Source organism: Flavobacterium sp. M31R6, from assembly GCF_013284035.1.
GTDB lineage: Bacteria > Bacteroidota > Bacteroidia > Flavobacteriales > Flavobacteriaceae > Flavobacterium.
In genome coordinates this window covers 1,054,632-1,070,708 of record NZ_CP054141.1, presented here as the reverse complement: position 1 = coordinate 1,070,708, position 16,077 = coordinate 1,054,632, and the positions used below count along the sequence as shown (strand labels likewise).

The window sequence follows — 16,077 nt, the reverse complement described above, 5'->3', positions numbered from 1 at the left end:
TAACCGAGATTACGCATTAGACATAAAACCTATTAGTTACAACACAGATTTCACAGATTATCACAAATTAATCTGTGTAAATCTGTGTTATAAGCTCTTTAATCCTGAATCCGGGATTAATGCAATTATTTATAGAAATCCAATAAAAGTAGTTTTCAAAAAATAATGTACCTTTGATAGAAATACCACCAAATCATGAACGGAACATTAAATAAAGTGATGCTTATAGGCCATCTTGGCGACGATGTCAAAATGCATTATTTTGACGGAGGAAACTGTATCGGAAGATTTCAATTAGCCACAAATGAAGTCTATGTCAACAAAACGACCAACGAAAAAATCACTTCTACCGAATGGCACAATCTAGTAGTTCGCAACAAAGCGGCTGAAATCTGCGAAAAATACCTTTCGAAAGGAGATAAGATTTATGTAGAGGGTAGAATAAAATCAAGACAATGGCAAGCCGAAGACGGTTCGACAAAACATACAATGGAAATTCAGGTGACCGAGTTTACTTTTTTGACTACCAAAAAAGATACTGAAAGCAATAAAGCAATAAATTCTTCGGAATCCACAAAAAACACTAACTTTGACCCACAAAATAACGACTTGCCTATCAATGACTTGCCGTTTTAATTGTTTAACTAATTTATAAGAATTTGGACCCAGAGCCCAGTTTAGAGATTGCCTCTCAAGTTGACCTTACCTTAATATTCGGTTTTATCGGAATTATTATTTTGCTGTTTTGCTCTGCAATAGTTTCGGGTGCCGAAGTAGCATTATTCTCCTTATCGCAAAAAGATTTAGACGATTCCTTTCAGGAAAATAATTCCAAAGGAAGAATAATATCCCGCCTTTTGGAGAAACCAAAAAAACTCTTGGCAACATTACTCGTAGCCAATAATTTCATTAACATTGCAGTTGTTATTCTATTTTCATTTGTTGGAAAAGATCTTTTTGCAGCGATACAATCGCCTGTTTTAAAATTCATAACCGAAGTAATTTTAGTTACTTTCCTGTTATTGCTTTTTGGTGAAGTTTTGCCAAAAGTATATGCCAGCAGAAACAATATAAAGTTTGCCCAATTAATTGCTTATCCCGTTTCAGGATTAGACAAAGTATTGTCACCAGTAAGTATTCCAATGCGTTCGATCACCTTGTATTTACAGAATAAATTGGGAAAACAAAAATCAAATTTCTCGATAGACCAACTATCTCAAGCTTTAGAACTGACCGATACTGGTGAGACTTCAACCGAAGAACAAAAAATACTGGAAGGAATCGTGTCTTTTGGAAACACAGACACTAAACAAGTCATGAGTCCAAGAATAGACATTTTTGCTTTGGAAATCACCGAGTCTTTTGCAGTAATTTACCCAAAAATCATAGAAAAAGGATTCTCCAGAATTCCTGTGTATCGAGATAATATTGACCAAATAGAAGGCGTTTTGTTTGTCAAAGATTTACTTCCATATATCAATGATATCGAATTTGACTGGACCACTTTATTAAGAGAGCCCTTCTTTGTTCCCGAAAATAAAAAATTGGACAATTTGCTCAAAGATTTTCAAAGTTTGAAAAGCCATTTGGCCATTGTGGTTGATGAATATGGAGGAACATCAGGATTGGTTTCGTTAGAGGATGTTATTGAAGAAATAGTTGGGGAAATCAGTGATGAATATGATGATGCACCCGTTAATTTTTCTAAAATTGATGATAAAAATTATATTTTTGAAGGCAAAATAAACCTGAAAGATTTCTATAGGATTATTGATGTTGATGAAGATTTATTTGAAGAGAAAAAAGGGGAAGCAGAAACGTTGGCAGGATTTATTCTTGAAATTTTAGGCAATTTTCCTAAAAAGGGGCATAAAATAGTTTTTGAAAACTGTACGTTTGTCATCGAATCCGCGGACCAAAAACGTATCAAACAAATTAAAGTAACGATTGAATAAAATTAAAATGCTTAAAAAATTTATAGCTATAGCGCTACTTTTTACATTCTTTTATACTGTAGTTGGATGTAAAAATGATGTTTTGCCTAAACCAGCCAGTTATTTAAGACTAGATTACCCCGAAGCGGAATATGTCACACTTAAAGGTCATTGCCCATTTGAATTTGATATGAATTCCAAAGCAATTATAAAAGAAGACAAAGATTGTGGATATTCTATCACATATCCAAAGATGAAAGCTACTATTTACCTGACCTATAAACCTGTAAACGGCAATATAAAAGCGCTGCTTAGGGATGCTCAAAAATTAACTTACGAGCATGTCATCAAAGCGGATGACATATTAGAACAACCATATCTAAACCCAGATAAAAAAGTGTATGGAATGTTTTATCAAGTAGATGGAAATGCTGCTACCAATTCCCAGTTTTACGCTACTGACAGCATCAAGCATTTTGTAACAGGTTCGGTTTATTTTTATGCCAAACCCAATTTTGATTCCATTATGCCGGCTGCCAGTTATATCAAAAACGACATGCAGCGTTTGATGGAAACCATAAAATGGAAATAAAGAGTATAAAAAAAGCATTCGTCAGTGGCGAATGCTTTTTTTTATAGAATATCAGTCTGTTTAGGACTTCATATTGGAAACTTTGTATGTTTTTCCGTCACCTGCTGCTTGAACCACTTTGGTTAAGCTTTCTGGAGTTTGAACGGTTTTGTCAAAAGTTACAGTAGCCAGTTTTTTGTCAAAATCTACTTTGGCGGTTTGAACGCCATCTAGTGCTGTCAGTTCTTCTTGAATTGTTGCGGCACAACCTATGGCGCAAGTCATTCCTTCTATTTTGAAACTTGCTGTTTGTAAATTGGCGGCAGCAATTTCTTTTTTAACTTTTGGAGCTGTTGCTTCAGTTGAAGCGGCTTCGGTTTTTACTTCGGCCTTATTGTCTTTACAGCTTGCAAAAAGCAATCCTGAAAGTGCTATAATTGCGATTGATTTTGTAAAATTCATTTTACTACTATTTTAATTGATTAAGTTTCTTCTGATTGATTGCAAAATTAATGAAAAAAGAGGTGGAAGTTTTTAAAATTTTCACAATTTTGCATCAAAACAGTGTTTATGATGTCGAAGCAATTGAAGTGGGTTTATTTGTTTGTTCTATCCTTAATTTGGGGAAGTTCTTTTATATTGATAAAAAAAGGGTTGATCGGATTGACCGCTTTTCAATTGGGATCATTGCGCATTATTTTTGCGGCAATTTTTCTGCTCCTGATTGGGTTTAAGAGTTTGGTTAAAATTCCGCATCATCAATGGAAATATATTGCATTAACTTCACTATTCGGAACATTTGTGCCAGCTTATCTTTTTGCGATAGCCGAGACCCAAATCGACAGTTCGATAACGGCTATTTTAAATTCATTAACGCCACTGAACACACTGATTTTGGGAGCCGCTTTTTTTGGAATTACTTTCAGGAGAAGCCAAATTTGGGGCGTAATCATTGGTCTTTTTGGAAGTATGCTTCTAGTTTTTAACGGAGCAGTCAACCATCCCGAACAAAATTACTATTATGCTATTCTGGTTTTGATAGCTTCGGTATGTTATGCCACGAATGTTAACTTAATCAAAAGATACTTATCAGATTTGACGCCTTTGAGCATTACGACCGGGAATTTTTTAATCCTGCTATTTCCTGCTTTGGGGATTTTGTATTTTACTGATTTTTTTGAGGTTGTCCACGCTGAAAAAGTACAGCACTCTCTTTGGTTTATATTGATTTTGGGAGTTGTCGGAACAGGAATTGCCAACGTTATATTCTTTAAATTGATTCAGGTTTCGTCACCAGTCTTTGCAACTTCGGTTACTTATTTAATTCCTATTGTTGCTTTCTTTTGGGGATTGCTGGATAATGAGGTATTGACATTTGTTCAGTGTATTGGCGCTTTTATAATTTTGGTGGGCGTTTATTTATCGGCTAAAAAGTAGTGTCCGGATAACAGAAAGCAGAATTCAGGTTCCAATAAATAGTCTTGCTATGACCGCATGAGGGATAGAAATAAGCTACCGAAGTAGCATGGATAGCCCGACAGCATAAAAAGAAGGGGGCCGACTCACCGTCATCACGATGAGTTTGCCCTTCTCTTTATGATGGCATGCCCAAAATATCTTGACTACTCTTTTACAATCTCAATTTTTCTTCGGATTTCGTTTCCAAATTCATCAACAACAGTAATGTAGTGAAACCCCGTCGTAGCCGAAATAGGCATTTCATGGAAAGTTTTGGTTGCGCCTTTGTAAACATTATCGACATACCAAAACAGTTTGCTTTCGCGTTGCGAATGAGCCACTTTTAGAATCACAGGCTGTACCTCGCTGTTGAAATTTTTGGTCAGATAGATTTTGCTATTCGTTTTGGGATAAATAAAATCCATTGTTGCCGTTTGCATTCCCATGCAATCATTTCGAAATAGAGGTAGTGGCTGGTACTCGATATGCTGGCTTTTATAATACCAAGCCATTACGGGCGGCAATACAAACCAATTTTTGGTCACAATATTCTCTATGTTTTCGCAACTACTGTTGACTTGAAATTGCTGTGTTTTGTCCAAATGCACCGTTTTGTGATACGGACAAATGGAAGTGTTTTTCCCTTTTTTGGGAACGAGCTGTTTTATGACAGGACAACCTTCTTTGGCCAAATGACCGCTCAAACTGCAAACTTCAACTTCTTCCAAATCTTTATACGGAGTATCGAACCATCGCTGTCTTGGCAACAGATTAAAAACATCAAACAAAATGGGTGCTGCGCTGGTAACTCCTGTCAATGTAGGTCTCCCCTCGCCTGTTGCATTTCCTACCCATACACCTACCACATATCTGGCATTAGTTCCTATCGCCCACGCATCACGATTTCCGAAACTTGTTCCCGTTTTCCAAGCAATCTTGAGCGAACTGTCATAAAATTTCCAAGCTTCATCTCCTTCGGGGCGATTGACTTGTTCCATTGCGTTATAAGTTAGCCAAATCGAGCCTGCTCCCAAGATGTTTTTTTGCTTAGTCTCATCTCCAAAATCGACTTGAAAATTATCATCATAATTTAATTCGGCAAATTCATTGATTCTGTATTGTCCTTGATTTCTATTAAAATAATTCAAAGTTGAGGACAAACCGGCATACGTTCGGCACAAATCCCACAAATTACTTTCGGCTCCCCCCAAAATAAGCGATAAGCCGTAATGATCTGGCGGTTTTGAAATATCCCGCAATTTGAATCGCTGTAATTCTTCATAAAATCTATTCACCCCGAAATCCTGTAGCATCAATACGGCAGGAATATTCAACGAGCGCGACAATGCTCGATGCGCCGGAACCGCGCCGTCAAATGTCAAGTTGAAATTTTGAGGTGTATAACCCGAAATCTGTGTTGGAATATCAGCCACTAAAGTATTGGGCAATAACTCGCCATCGTCGAGCATAGCTCCATACAAGAGCGGTTTAAGAATACTACCCGTGCTTCTTGGCGCGTCAATAATGTCTACATCCTTTTGATGGTTGCCGTCCGTAGGCGAATTGCCAACATAACTCAATACTTTTCTATTAGACACATCAATAACCAAAATAGCCAAATTATGAACTTCATTTTGCTTGTATTGACTGTAATAATACTTTGCAATTTGATTGACCCTGTTTTGCAGTCCAATTTCTATCGTAGTTTTCACCCGAGTTCCTACCTGATTCTTAGCAACGCGTTGCAATAAATGAGGTGCAATTTGAGGTAAATCATATGGCTTTTGAGGCAAAGGCTCATCTATCGAAAGTTCGTAGGTCTGCTTGTCGATAATTCCCTCTTGGTTTAGCTTTAACAAAAGTCGGTTGCGTTTACTCAATAATTTGATTTGGTTTTTTCCGGGATAAATCAAACTGGGTGCATTGGGCAAAACGGCCAAAGTAGCACTCTCCGCCCAAGACAATTGATGAGATTGCACGCCAAAATACCGCCAAGAAGCCATTTCGAGACCTACCACATTTCCGCCAAAAGGGGCGTGAGATGCATATAATTCCAAAATTTCGTTTTTAGAATAACCCCACTCTAATCTCGTTGCAAGAATAAGTTCGATTATTTTTTCAAAATAAGTTCTCCTTTTCCCATTTCTGGACAAACGAATGACTTGTTGTGTCAACGTACTTCCACCGCGAACGACTTTACCTGCTTTTCTGTTTTGCTGAAAAGCATTGACCATCGCCACAGGATTGAATCCGGGATGTTTATAAAAATATTCGTCTTCAAAATAGACGATACACTTCTTGAATTTGTCAGGGACGCTGTCCTGTGCTGGGAATCTCCATTGTCCATCAAGTGCAATTTTGGCACCAAGCAATTCTCCTTCTTTACTTTCTATCACCGTAGAATAAGGTTCCTGAAAAAGAGTTCTAGGCAACGAAAAATAATAAACCACCAACAGCAAAAATGTCATTGATGATTTAAATTTATGCTGTTTTATCCAAGTGATTATGCGTTGTAGAAACGCTATTAGTTTGTTTTTCAAAGTAATTTTATTTAACCGCAAGGGTCACAAAGTTATTCGCAAAGTATTATACAAATTTAAGACAATATATTACCTCCATTTTATCAGCACAAATCTGCAAAATCTGCGCGAAAATATTGCACGCAGATTTTGCAGATTCACACAGATTTTTTCATGAGCCAAACACCTTATTTCAATCAGTGTAAAATCCTTTCTATCCTTGTCATCCGTGACTCATTAATAGCAATGTTTACTTTATCACCTCAACCCAAAAACCTTTGGTTCTTGCCAAAAATGTATTGTCATACATCGCTTCGCATTGCAATCCTGGCAAATAATAGGTTCCTAAATAAGAAGCATTCAATAATATTCTAAAAGTTTTTACTTCTCCAGCTTTCAGTCCAAAATAGAAGTTCGTCCTGTCATCGCGAATATCAATATAATCGGCTACGTTATTGGTTGCGTCTCCGTAATCCGTGAAACGGGTATTTACAATTTCGAAACCCGAAGGCAAAATTTGAGATAATGCTACATTTTCTACATGCTCATTTTTCTGGTTTCTAACGGTTACTTCAGCAATAAACTCTGTTCCCTGATTAATTTTGGACACATTAATAACGCCCCCTTTTCTATTTTTGAAAACAATAGAAGCCGAAACATTACTTTGAATAGCATTTTCCTGCCCTATTGGTAGAATTCCTGTATTCAGCACACGAACAAATAACCTGTTTTTTCTATTGTTTTTTAGAGTCAAACTATTCGAGCCCATTTTTACAACCAAACTTCTATCTGCGATCGTTTTCATCGTTTTGATAGTTTGCGCTTTTCCGTCTTTACTAAACTGAACATCGATTCCTTTGGCACCGTTGCTTACCGAAAACTTGGTCATTGCATAAAGGCAATAAGCTGTAGTTTGCGTACTCATCCATTGGTCACTTGACATATCTTTGGCCAATTTTGTTGCCATTGCAAATGCTTTTTGCTTTTGCCCAAGCAATAACATCGTTTCCAAAGCCATTGCACGGTTTCTATCGACAGAACCATAATAGTAATAACTGTAGTTAGAATCATCATCAATTGTACTGTTCAATAATAAAGTCAAACCCGCTGATTTTTGTCCAGCCAATACATAAGCCGCAGCCAAACGCAATTTACTTTCGTTCGAAATACCTTTGGTTTCACGTAATCTGTTCATTGAAGACAAATCGGGTGCACCCGCCAATGCTAAGGTGTACAAGCGATACGCTTGAGCCATATCATTACCGTATCGTTTTTCAAATCGCCATTGTTTGGCTTCTTTTTGTTGATACGAAATCCATTTTGATTTAAAGTTGATAGGCAAAAAATATCCTTTTTTCTCTGCTTCTATCATAAAATGCCCGGCATAGGAAGAACCCCAATCATCTGCCTCTGTACCGCCTTGCCAATACGTTATTCCACCATTCGATAATTGAAAACCTCCCAGTCGGGTAATTCCTGCGGTTACATTTTTTTGAATCAAATCTTTGCGATAGGCATCCAAATCGGCAATATCATTCAAATACAATTGCGGAAAAACAGACGATGTAGTTTGCTCCACACAACCGTGAGGATATTGGATCAAATACTGCAATCTTCCATTCAAATTGATGGTTGGCATCGAAGAAATCTCCAATTTTGCTTTGTTGCTTCCCGAAATACCAAACGTTTTCCAAGAAATAGTTTTAGAACTGTTTGGTTCCAAAATCACGTCTGTAAACGCATTGGTAACAGGATTAGGATTCGTCATATCAATCTCTACATCATATACGGATTTTTCCTTGCCCGAAGTCGCCACAATCTGCACTTTTCCAATTCCGGTAACAGAACCAACAGCCAAATTGAAATAGGCCATTTTTTCGTCAGGTTGGGCAAATGATAAGCTTTGTGTTGCGCTACCTATAACTTTTAATCCATTATTGGTTTTAATCTGAACCGTAACGCTTTTGATGTTTTTTTCCATTGCAAAAACAGTAACCGGAATCGTCACTTTTTCAGATGGAGAAATTTTTCTCGGCAACGAAGCCAAAACCATCAACGGACTGCGCACAGGAGTTGCTTTTTCAACACTTCCATAGGCACTTGTAGTCGCATCACCAGCAACAATCATTGTTTTTACCGAACCAATGTATTTAGGTAATTTTATCTGATGGGTTTTGGTTTGACCTTTCTCCAATTTAAAAGGCCCCATAAAAATCACAACTGGTTTGAAACGATTCGCTTTTTTAGCTTTACCGCCACCCAAATCTTGGTCACCACCAATACTGAAAATCTGATTCACTTTTCCACCATAGGCACCAATCACATCATCATAAATGTCCCAGGTTTTTACACCCAAAGCTTCTCGAACATAAAAACTATCCCAAGCGTTTGGAGCTTTGAAACGCGTTAAATCTAGCAAACCTTCATCAACAATCGCAATTGTATAAGTCATTGCTTTGCCGGATTGCTCGCTTACTTTTACAGCAAATGACTGTTCCGGACGTAACACATCAGGCATCACTAATTTAGGAGCGAGTATCGTGTTTTTGTCCACGACTTCAATCGGAACAATTCCGTACATACGTATTGGTAAATCGTTCTTGGTCGAAGCGTGTGGTTGCAACAACGTAATATTGAAATACACATTCGGCGCCATCGAAGCCGTAATTGGAATACTTACTTTCGTTTCTCCTTTTTTGGTTTCTGCCCAAAGTGTTTGCACTACTTTCGAACCATTTTCGATAGAGATAAAAGCCCTTCCCCCTTCACTCGAAGGGAAAGAAATTTGAGCATTTTCGCCCACAGCATATTTTTCTTTATCGGTAGAAAAAACCAACATATTCGCCGTTGAAGCATCAGTGTTTTTGGTTTTCCCAGACCACATTGGCCAATCGATATTTACAGTTAAAGCCGTAGCGTGTCCTCCAACCTCATCGGAGACTCTAATTAAATAACGTCCCCACTCTTCATCGGTCAATGCAAAACTTACACTCCCTTTCCCTCTTGAATCAGTGTTTATTCTAAAAGTTTTATAGGAAGTCGTAGCATCATCCGAGTTATAATTAGACAGATTATCGCTTGAAGCATCCCACCACCAGCGCCATTCTACTTTATAGACTTTTACTTCCAGATTTTTGACCGATTTTGGTCTGCCGTTTTCATCAACTGTAACAACATCAAATTGATTCACTTTACGGGTTTCCAACATACCGTATTTATTAGGCTCCGGTGATTTCAAACCAACATAAGTATTGAATGGAGAATAGGTAGTCGAGATAACATCAGTACTGAAATCACCGCCTTCCTCATACACTTTTGTGATGAACGAAGCCTTGAGCATACCAGGCGCCACTCCTTGTATTTTTGGATTTATAGCAGTATTGGCTTTTCCGTTGGCATCTAATTTACCCGAAAAAACAGTAATTTCCTCAGTGCTGAATTGTCGTACCAAATCATCAAAAACATACTTTTCATAATTCTTGAAAGTCGTTGCTTGTTGTGAAAATTTAGCCTGCATTTCGACATTCAAATTTTTGGCGACAGCCCCGTGAAGCCACGTCACCTCAAGATTACTTGTGTTTGGGTACGAAGACGAAAGCACCGCTCTTTTGAACGTATTTTTAATTTTCAAACGATTCGGTTTGATGGTTTCGATTTTGATGTTTTTGTAAAACTTCGCTCCACCGACACTGACCATTGCCTCCCAACTTCCCGTTGGTGCATCTGCTTCTGTTGGCACGGTAAAAGCGTAATGATTCCACTCATTTATTTTTTGAACCGTTTGATACGTCACTTTTCCGTTAGGATCGCTCAATCTGAATTTTATAGGATGTCCCAACGGCAATTTATTCGAAGCATCGTTCAAAATAAAAGACAAATACAAATTATCGCCAGGACGCCAAACCCCGCGTTCCCCATAAATAAAGCCTTTGAGACCTTTCTGCAACGTTTCGCCCGAAACATTAAAATTACTCACTGACAACGAATTTCCGTCATCGAGACGTACATAAGTGGATTGCGTTCCATAAGTCACAATGGCAAAATAGGCAAAGGTGTCCAACTGAAAACTGGCAATCCCTTCACTACTTGTTGTGCCTGTAGCCAATTTTTGCTGTTGAAAACTATACAAGTCCACTCTTGCATTTGAAATGGGTTCGGTAGTAATGATATTGTTTACGGCAAATAAATACGATTTATTTTCTCCTCTTTTGGCAATTACCCCAACATCCGACGCCAAAATATTGGTTCCGATCTTGGCATTATAATAATACGAACTGGAACATGGATCTTGACTTTCCCTCCATTCATAATCGTCATAGTAGTAATCATCGTAGGCGTTTTGACTGTAATTCACCTCTTTTTCATCCACTTCTTCTGCTTCCTCATTGTCGCTATCATCTGCTTCTGAGTTTTCACATTTGTATAAAGAATAGGCTTTTTTATACGAGAACTCCACTCTGTAAATAGCCCCCGGTTCTGGAGTTATAATTTTGGACAAATCCAAAGCAAAAGTGTTCCATTTGCTTGGATTGACTAACTTGTTTTCATTGAGATAAAGCGTTGATTTAGCAACGGGCTGTCCGACCCTTTTCAAATTTCGAGTACCATTCAGCTCATTGTCCTGAAGAAATTGAAGAATGTTGTTTTTGTAAATTTTAAACACTTTGACATCAACCGCACTTAGATTTACGGCTTCAAAATTAAGTTTTAAATTACTGGAACTTGGCAAAATAGTACCGTTCTTGATGAAACGAACGTTGGGTTTAATTTGATCAAATGAAATCTTCTCGGAGTAATTTTCATTTAATTTCTTGCCGTATTCACTTTCAATCCCTTGAAAAACTTCCAGCAATAATTCTCCTGAGAGCTTTTGGGAAGTAAGCGCAGATTCAGGTTCCACAACTTCAGGTTCTGCGACTGTGGCAGTATCGACAGCAACAGAAGTAGAATCTGAAACTACAACTTCAGTAGCCACTTCAACCGGTTTTTCAACGGCTTTGTCATTATTAAAGTAAACTTTCAATACATTTCCTTGTGTAGAAAACTTTAAATTACTGGTATTTTGAATTGCCACCAATCCTTTAAAATCCTGTCCTTTCTCCAATGGTTCCGAGAAATTAATAGACAACATTTGGTTATTTCCCTCCTGCAATTCGGTTTTTATTACTTTGAACTCATTCAGTGCCGTAATCGGGAAATCAATAGTCCCTTTTTGGTCCATATCATAATCGCTTCCGTCATATTTTATCTCGAGATTACTTGCAGAATCCACTCGCTGAATGCTGTCGATTCTGAATTTAAATTCTTTGCCAACCGCATTCGATTTCTCAAAAACAATATGCAAATCGTTACCGTTATGTTCGGCTTCAACCAATTTTTTGGCAGTTTCAAAATCGATATTGTCTGCTGTTTTCAGCACACAATTCAGATATTGGTATTCCTTGCTGTAAGACTGAACATCGAGCGTGTTCACAATAAAATCCTGCTTGATGATTTTTACCGTGAAATTAAAATTGGAAAGTTCCTTATTTTTTTCAGCCACTTTTGGATTCAGTTTATCCAAATGCAGCGTCACCTGATATTCCGTACCCGAGTCCAGCTTTTTTTCAGGAATAAAAGCAATCGTATTGTTCGAAAGTGCTACCACTTTTCCGTGCACATTTGGAGAAATATCTAACAAATCATCGTCCAAAACCTGATTGACTTTCCAATTGTTATTATCAAAAGCCAAAACCACGCGAATATCCGATTGTGCCGAGACAATTCCCCCCGTAAAACTGACTATATACTCTTTAAATAATGAAAAATCGGAATTAAAATCGGCGGCTGATTTTCGGCCGCAAGCCTGAAACAAAACACATACAAAAAACACGAAAATTAATCCTTTTGTTTTCACTTTTATTTAGAGTTAATGGGTTACAAATTAAAATTTTGGCAACATATCGCAGTCAAAACCATAACTGCAAAAACACATATTATATTGTAGTAAAAGTATAGTATTTATTTTATTATTTTAAGAAGAAAATTCTTTGGGGGTAAAATATTTTTTGAAGGTAATTTTTAGGAACTATTTCCAGCTATGCGTTACAAACGAAGTTCACTAAACTCCTATGAAAATAAAAATTAAGTGAAGTAATCTTTTTATTTTTAAAGGAAAAATAAAAAGATTACTTTACACGAGCGGAGCGAACTGGCGAAGCAATCTGGGCTAGGGATTTCGGTTAAAAAGACTATTTTCTTCTCTCAGCAAAAAACCGTTTCACCAGTTCCGAAGCTTCATTCGCCATAACCCCGCGAACAACAACTGTTTTGGGATGTAACTGAGTACCCATTTTCATAAAACCACGGTGATCATCACTGGCTCCATAAACAATTTTGGTAATCTGGCTCCAGTACAAAGCTCCGGCGCACATTTGACAAGGTTCCAATGTAACGTAAAGCGTGCAATCTTTAAGGTATTTTCCGCCAAGGAAATTGGCAGCAGCGGTAATGGCCTGCATTTCCGCATGAGCGGTAACGTCATTTAGCAATTCGGTTAAATTATGACTTCGGGCAATTACGGTATTATTTACCACAATTATAGCTCCCACAGGGATTTCGCCTTTAGCAAAAGCCGTTTCAGCTTCCTGCAAAGCTTTCTTCATAAAGTACTCGTCCGTAAAGATGTTTTCCATAAAACAAAAGTACACTTTTGAAGTAATTTTCATTACTTTTAAAATTCAGTAATCGAAATTATGCACACAAAACACAAAATCACCATTCCAAAACCCTGTCACGAAGATTGGAACAAAATGACTTCAAATGACAATGGCCGATTTTGTGGAAGCTGTTCCAAAAATGTAATCGATTTTACCAATATGTTGCCTGATGAAATCCAATTATATTTTCAACAGCACAACAACATTTGCGGACGATTTAAGAATTCTCAATTGAATTCGTTGACGATCCAAATTCCAAATCAAGTTTTATATTCGCAAACGCATTATCACAAAATGTTTTTATTGGCTTTATTTATAGCAATGGGAACGACTTTATTTAGTTGTTCTGATAAAAACGGAAGCAAACAAAAAATCGATAAAATTGAAATTGTAAACGAACCTAAACCAGAAACTGATAGAATTATGGTTGGCGATGCGAAGTACAATCCAAATGATACACTTCATAATATTCCGTCACCTCCACCACCTCCCAAAATAGACCAGGTTAAATTTACAAAACAGCCCAATCAGAAGAAGTACAAATATCGTAAACCTAACAATGATTCACTTATTGAAATGACTACTATGGGTAATATTTCTCCAGAAGTCACTATCGATCTTTCGAGAATCAATAACAAAGTGATTTCAAACAAAACAAAAGATATTGATAAAGAAACCGTGACAATCTGGGAAACTATTTATAACAATCCTGAATATCCTGGAGGCGAAAATGAATTTAAAAACCATATCCAGAAAAATTATATTTTCCCCAAAAACAGAGAATCCCTAAACGGTAAAATTCAAGCTTCATATATAATTAAAAAAGACGGAAGCTTAAGTGACATTAAAATAATAAAAGATTTAGAAAACGGAACTGGAGAAGAGTTTGTCCAACTTTTAAAAACAGCTAAAAATTGGCGTCCAGGTCTTCAAAATGGAAAACCAGTAAGTAATAAATATTACATAACCTTATTTGTCAAAACAAAAGTCCTAAAAAAATCTTTTTTTAGGACTGAATATATTTCAAAAATTGATTCAATTTCCATTAAAGACGAGCAAACGTATTAAACAAAACTTTCAATTTAAAACCGTAAATTCGCTTTTTAAACTATAATGAAAAGCAACTTACTCGAACATATCCATTCCCCAATCGATTTACGCTTACTTGACGAAGCGCAACTTCCTCAATTGGCTCAAGAATTACGCGATTTTATAATCAATATTGTCGCGACCAAAGAAGGTCATCTTGGCGCTAGTCTTGGCGTGGTGGAACTCACGATTGCTTTGCATTATATCTTTAACACTCCCGACGATTTATTGGTTTGGGATGTGGGCCATCAGGCTTACGGACATAAAATCCTTACCGAAAGGAAAACCATTTTTCACACAAATCGTCAATTGGGCGGTATTTCGGGTTTCCCAAAAAGAAGTGAAAGCATTTATGACACTTTTGGTGTAGGCCACTCCTCGACTTCTATTTCAGCGGCTTTGGGTATGGCGATTGCTTCCAATTTAAAAGGCGATTTCAACAAACAACACATTGCAGTAATCGGCGATGCTTCGATAGCATCAGGAATGGCCTTTGAAGGACTGAATCACGCCGGAGTTACCGATGCCAATTTATTGGTTATTCTAAATGATAATGCCATCGGGATTGACCCGAGTGTGGGTGCGCTCAAAAAATATCTCACTTCCGTAAAAGAGGGAAAAAACCCGAGACAGAACAATATGATTCGGTCATTGAATTTTGATTATTCCGGACCAATTGATGGTAATGATATTTTTGCGGTGATCAAAGAATTGAAGCGGCTGAAAAAAATAAAAGGGCCGAAGTTTCTGCACCTTATTACCACCAAAGGCAAAGGCCTTCAACAAGCAGAAGAAAACCAAGTCAAGTACCACGCTCCTGGTAAATTCGATGCCACAACTGGTGAAATCATTCCAAAACAAGAAGAGAATTTACCTCCAAAATACCAAGACGTTTTTGGATTAACCATTTTGAATTTAGCCACAAAGAATGAAAAAATTGTTGGAATCACTCCAGCAATGCCTTCTGGAAGTTCTTTGAAATTCATGATGGATGCCTTTCCGAAAAGAGCTTTTGATGTAGGAATTGCGGAACAGCATGCCGTAACCTTGTCTGCTGGAATGGCTACACAGGGAATGATTGTGTATTGCAATATTTACTCCACTTTTTTACAGCGCGCTTACGATCAAGTGATTCATGATGTGGCATTACAAAATTTACCCGTTATTTTTTGTTTGGACAGAGCCGGTTTAGTTGGCGAAGATGGCGCAACGCATCACGGTGTTTTTGATTTGGCCTACTTACGCTGTATTCCAAACATGATTATTTATGACCCGTTGAATGAAATTGATTTACAAAATATTTTATATACCGCACAATTGGGCTTAAACCATCCCATTGCGATACGCTATCCGCGAGGACGAGGTGTAACCAATAATTGGAAAAAATTACATTTAGGAAAATACGAAAAAATAGAAATCGGGAAAGCAAAACTTCTGCAAAGTGGCTCAAAAGTAGCTATCTTATCTACGGGCACAATTGGGAACAATGTGACATTGGCCCTAGCCAAAATACAACATCCTGAAAATTTTGCCCATTATGATTTTGCTTTTGTAAAACCTCTTGATGAAAACGAGCTACATGCTATTTTTAACCAATTCGAAACGATTATAACTATTGAGGATGGAATCATAAAAGGCGGATTTGGAAGTGCAATTCTGGAATTTGCGGCTACCCATAATTATACCTCTACAATACAACTTTTAGGAATACCAGATGTATTTATTGAACAAGGTTCTATTGATGAATTACAACAATATTGTAAAATCTCCGTTGATAGTTTAGAAATAATTTTCTCAAGTTATTGAAA

10 protein-coding genes are annotated in these 16,077 nt (G+C 37.2%); 6 read left to right on the top strand and 4 right to left on the bottom strand.

Annotated features, from left to right (window positions below; all coding sequences use genetic code 11):
* Positions 1-195: 195 nt before the first annotated feature.
* Genes HQN62_RS04290 through gldD form a run of 3 tightly spaced genes read left to right on the top strand, consistent with a single transcriptional unit; the run spans position 196 to position 2,526 of the window.
* Positions 196-636, top strand: coding sequence for a single-stranded DNA-binding protein (locus HQN62_RS04290; protein ID WP_116796274.1), 441 nt, complete (start codon positions 196-198; stop codon positions 634-636).
* 23 nt (positions 637-659) lie between these two features.
* Complete coding sequence (locus tag HQN62_RS04285) at positions 660-1,955, top strand: gliding motility-associated protein GldE (protein WP_116796275.1); 1,296 nt, start codon at positions 660-662, stop codon at positions 1,953-1,955.
* A gap of 7 nt (positions 1,956-1,962) precedes the next feature.
* The gene (gene gldD, locus HQN62_RS04280; protein ID WP_173503452.1) at positions 1,963-2,526 is read left to right on the top strand and encodes a gliding motility lipoprotein GldD; all 564 of its coding nucleotides are present in this window, start codon (positions 1,963-1,965) and stop codon (positions 2,524-2,526) included.
* Positions 2,527-2,586: 60 nt separating this feature from the next.
* Here gldD and HQN62_RS04275 read toward each other — a convergent pair whose 3' ends face one another.
* Positions 2,587-2,967, bottom strand: a complete 381-nt coding sequence (locus tag HQN62_RS04275) for a heavy-metal-associated domain-containing protein (RefSeq protein WP_116796277.1) — start codon at positions 2,965-2,967, stop codon at positions 2,587-2,589.
* A gap of 108 nt (positions 2,968-3,075) precedes the next feature.
* Here HQN62_RS04275 and HQN62_RS04270 point away from each other — a divergent pair, with 108 nt between their 5' ends.
* Positions 3,076-3,942 (top strand): DMT family transporter, encoded by an 867-nt coding sequence (locus tag HQN62_RS04270; protein WP_173503451.1) that lies wholly within the window; start codon positions 3,076-3,078, stop codon positions 3,940-3,942.
* A 185-nt stretch (positions 3,943-4,127) separates the two neighbouring features.
* Here HQN62_RS04270 and pbpC read toward each other — a convergent pair whose 3' ends face one another.
* From pbpC to HQN62_RS04255, 3 genes are all read right to left on the bottom strand, one after another.
* A complete protein-coding gene (gene pbpC, locus HQN62_RS04265) occupies positions 4,128-6,503 on the bottom strand; it encodes a penicillin-binding protein 1C (RefSeq protein ID WP_173503450.1) in 2,376 nt (791 codons plus the stop codon).
* Between the two features lie 229 nt (positions 6,504-6,732).
* Positions 6,733-12,378, bottom strand: a complete 5,646-nt coding sequence (locus HQN62_RS04260; RefSeq protein WP_173503449.1) for an alpha-2-macroglobulin family protein — start codon at positions 12,376-12,378, stop codon at positions 6,733-6,735.
* Positions 12,379-12,712: 334 nt separating this feature from the next.
* Positions 12,713-13,156: a nucleoside deaminase gene (locus HQN62_RS04255; RefSeq protein WP_173505508.1), complete on the bottom strand. Its 444-nt coding sequence runs from the start codon at positions 13,154-13,156 to the stop codon at positions 12,713-12,715.
* A 60-nt stretch (positions 13,157-13,216) separates the two neighbouring features.
* Between HQN62_RS04255 and HQN62_RS04250 the strand changes: the two genes are divergently transcribed.
* Together HQN62_RS04250 and HQN62_RS04245 are read left to right on the top strand one after the other, a co-directional pair.
* Positions 13,217-14,248, top strand: coding sequence for an energy transducer TonB (locus HQN62_RS04250; protein WP_173503448.1), 1,032 nt, complete (start codon positions 13,217-13,219; stop codon positions 14,246-14,248).
* A gap of 45 nt (positions 14,249-14,293) precedes the next feature.
* Positions 14,294-16,075: a 1-deoxy-D-xylulose-5-phosphate synthase gene (locus HQN62_RS04245; RefSeq protein ID WP_173503447.1), complete on the top strand. Its 1,782-nt coding sequence runs from the start codon at positions 14,294-14,296 to the stop codon at positions 16,073-16,075.
* Positions 16,076-16,077 lie beyond the last annotated feature (2 nt).

Coding starts and splice junctions, on each gene's coding strand:
- HQN62_RS04290 (WP_116796274.1), top strand. CDS start 196: ATGAACGGAACATTAAATAAAGTGATGCTTATAGGCCATCTTGGCGAC.
- HQN62_RS04275 (WP_116796277.1), bottom strand. CDS start 2,967: ATGAATTTTACAAAATCAATCGCAATTATAGCACTTTCAGGATTGCTT.
- gldD (WP_173503452.1), top strand. CDS start 1,963: ATGCTTAAAAAATTTATAGCTATAGCGCTACTTTTTACATTCTTTTAT.
- HQN62_RS04245 (WP_173503447.1), top strand. CDS start 14,294: ATGAAAAGCAACTTACTCGAACATATCCATTCCCCAATCGATTTACGC.
- HQN62_RS04255 (WP_173505508.1), bottom strand. CDS start 13,156: ATGGAAAACATCTTTACGGACGAGTACTTTATGAAGAAAGCTTTGCAG.
- HQN62_RS04250 (WP_173503448.1), top strand. CDS start 13,217: ATGCACACAAAACACAAAATCACCATTCCAAAACCCTGTCACGAAGAT.
- HQN62_RS04270 (WP_173503451.1), top strand. CDS start 3,076: ATGATGTCGAAGCAATTGAAGTGGGTTTATTTGTTTGTTCTATCCTTA.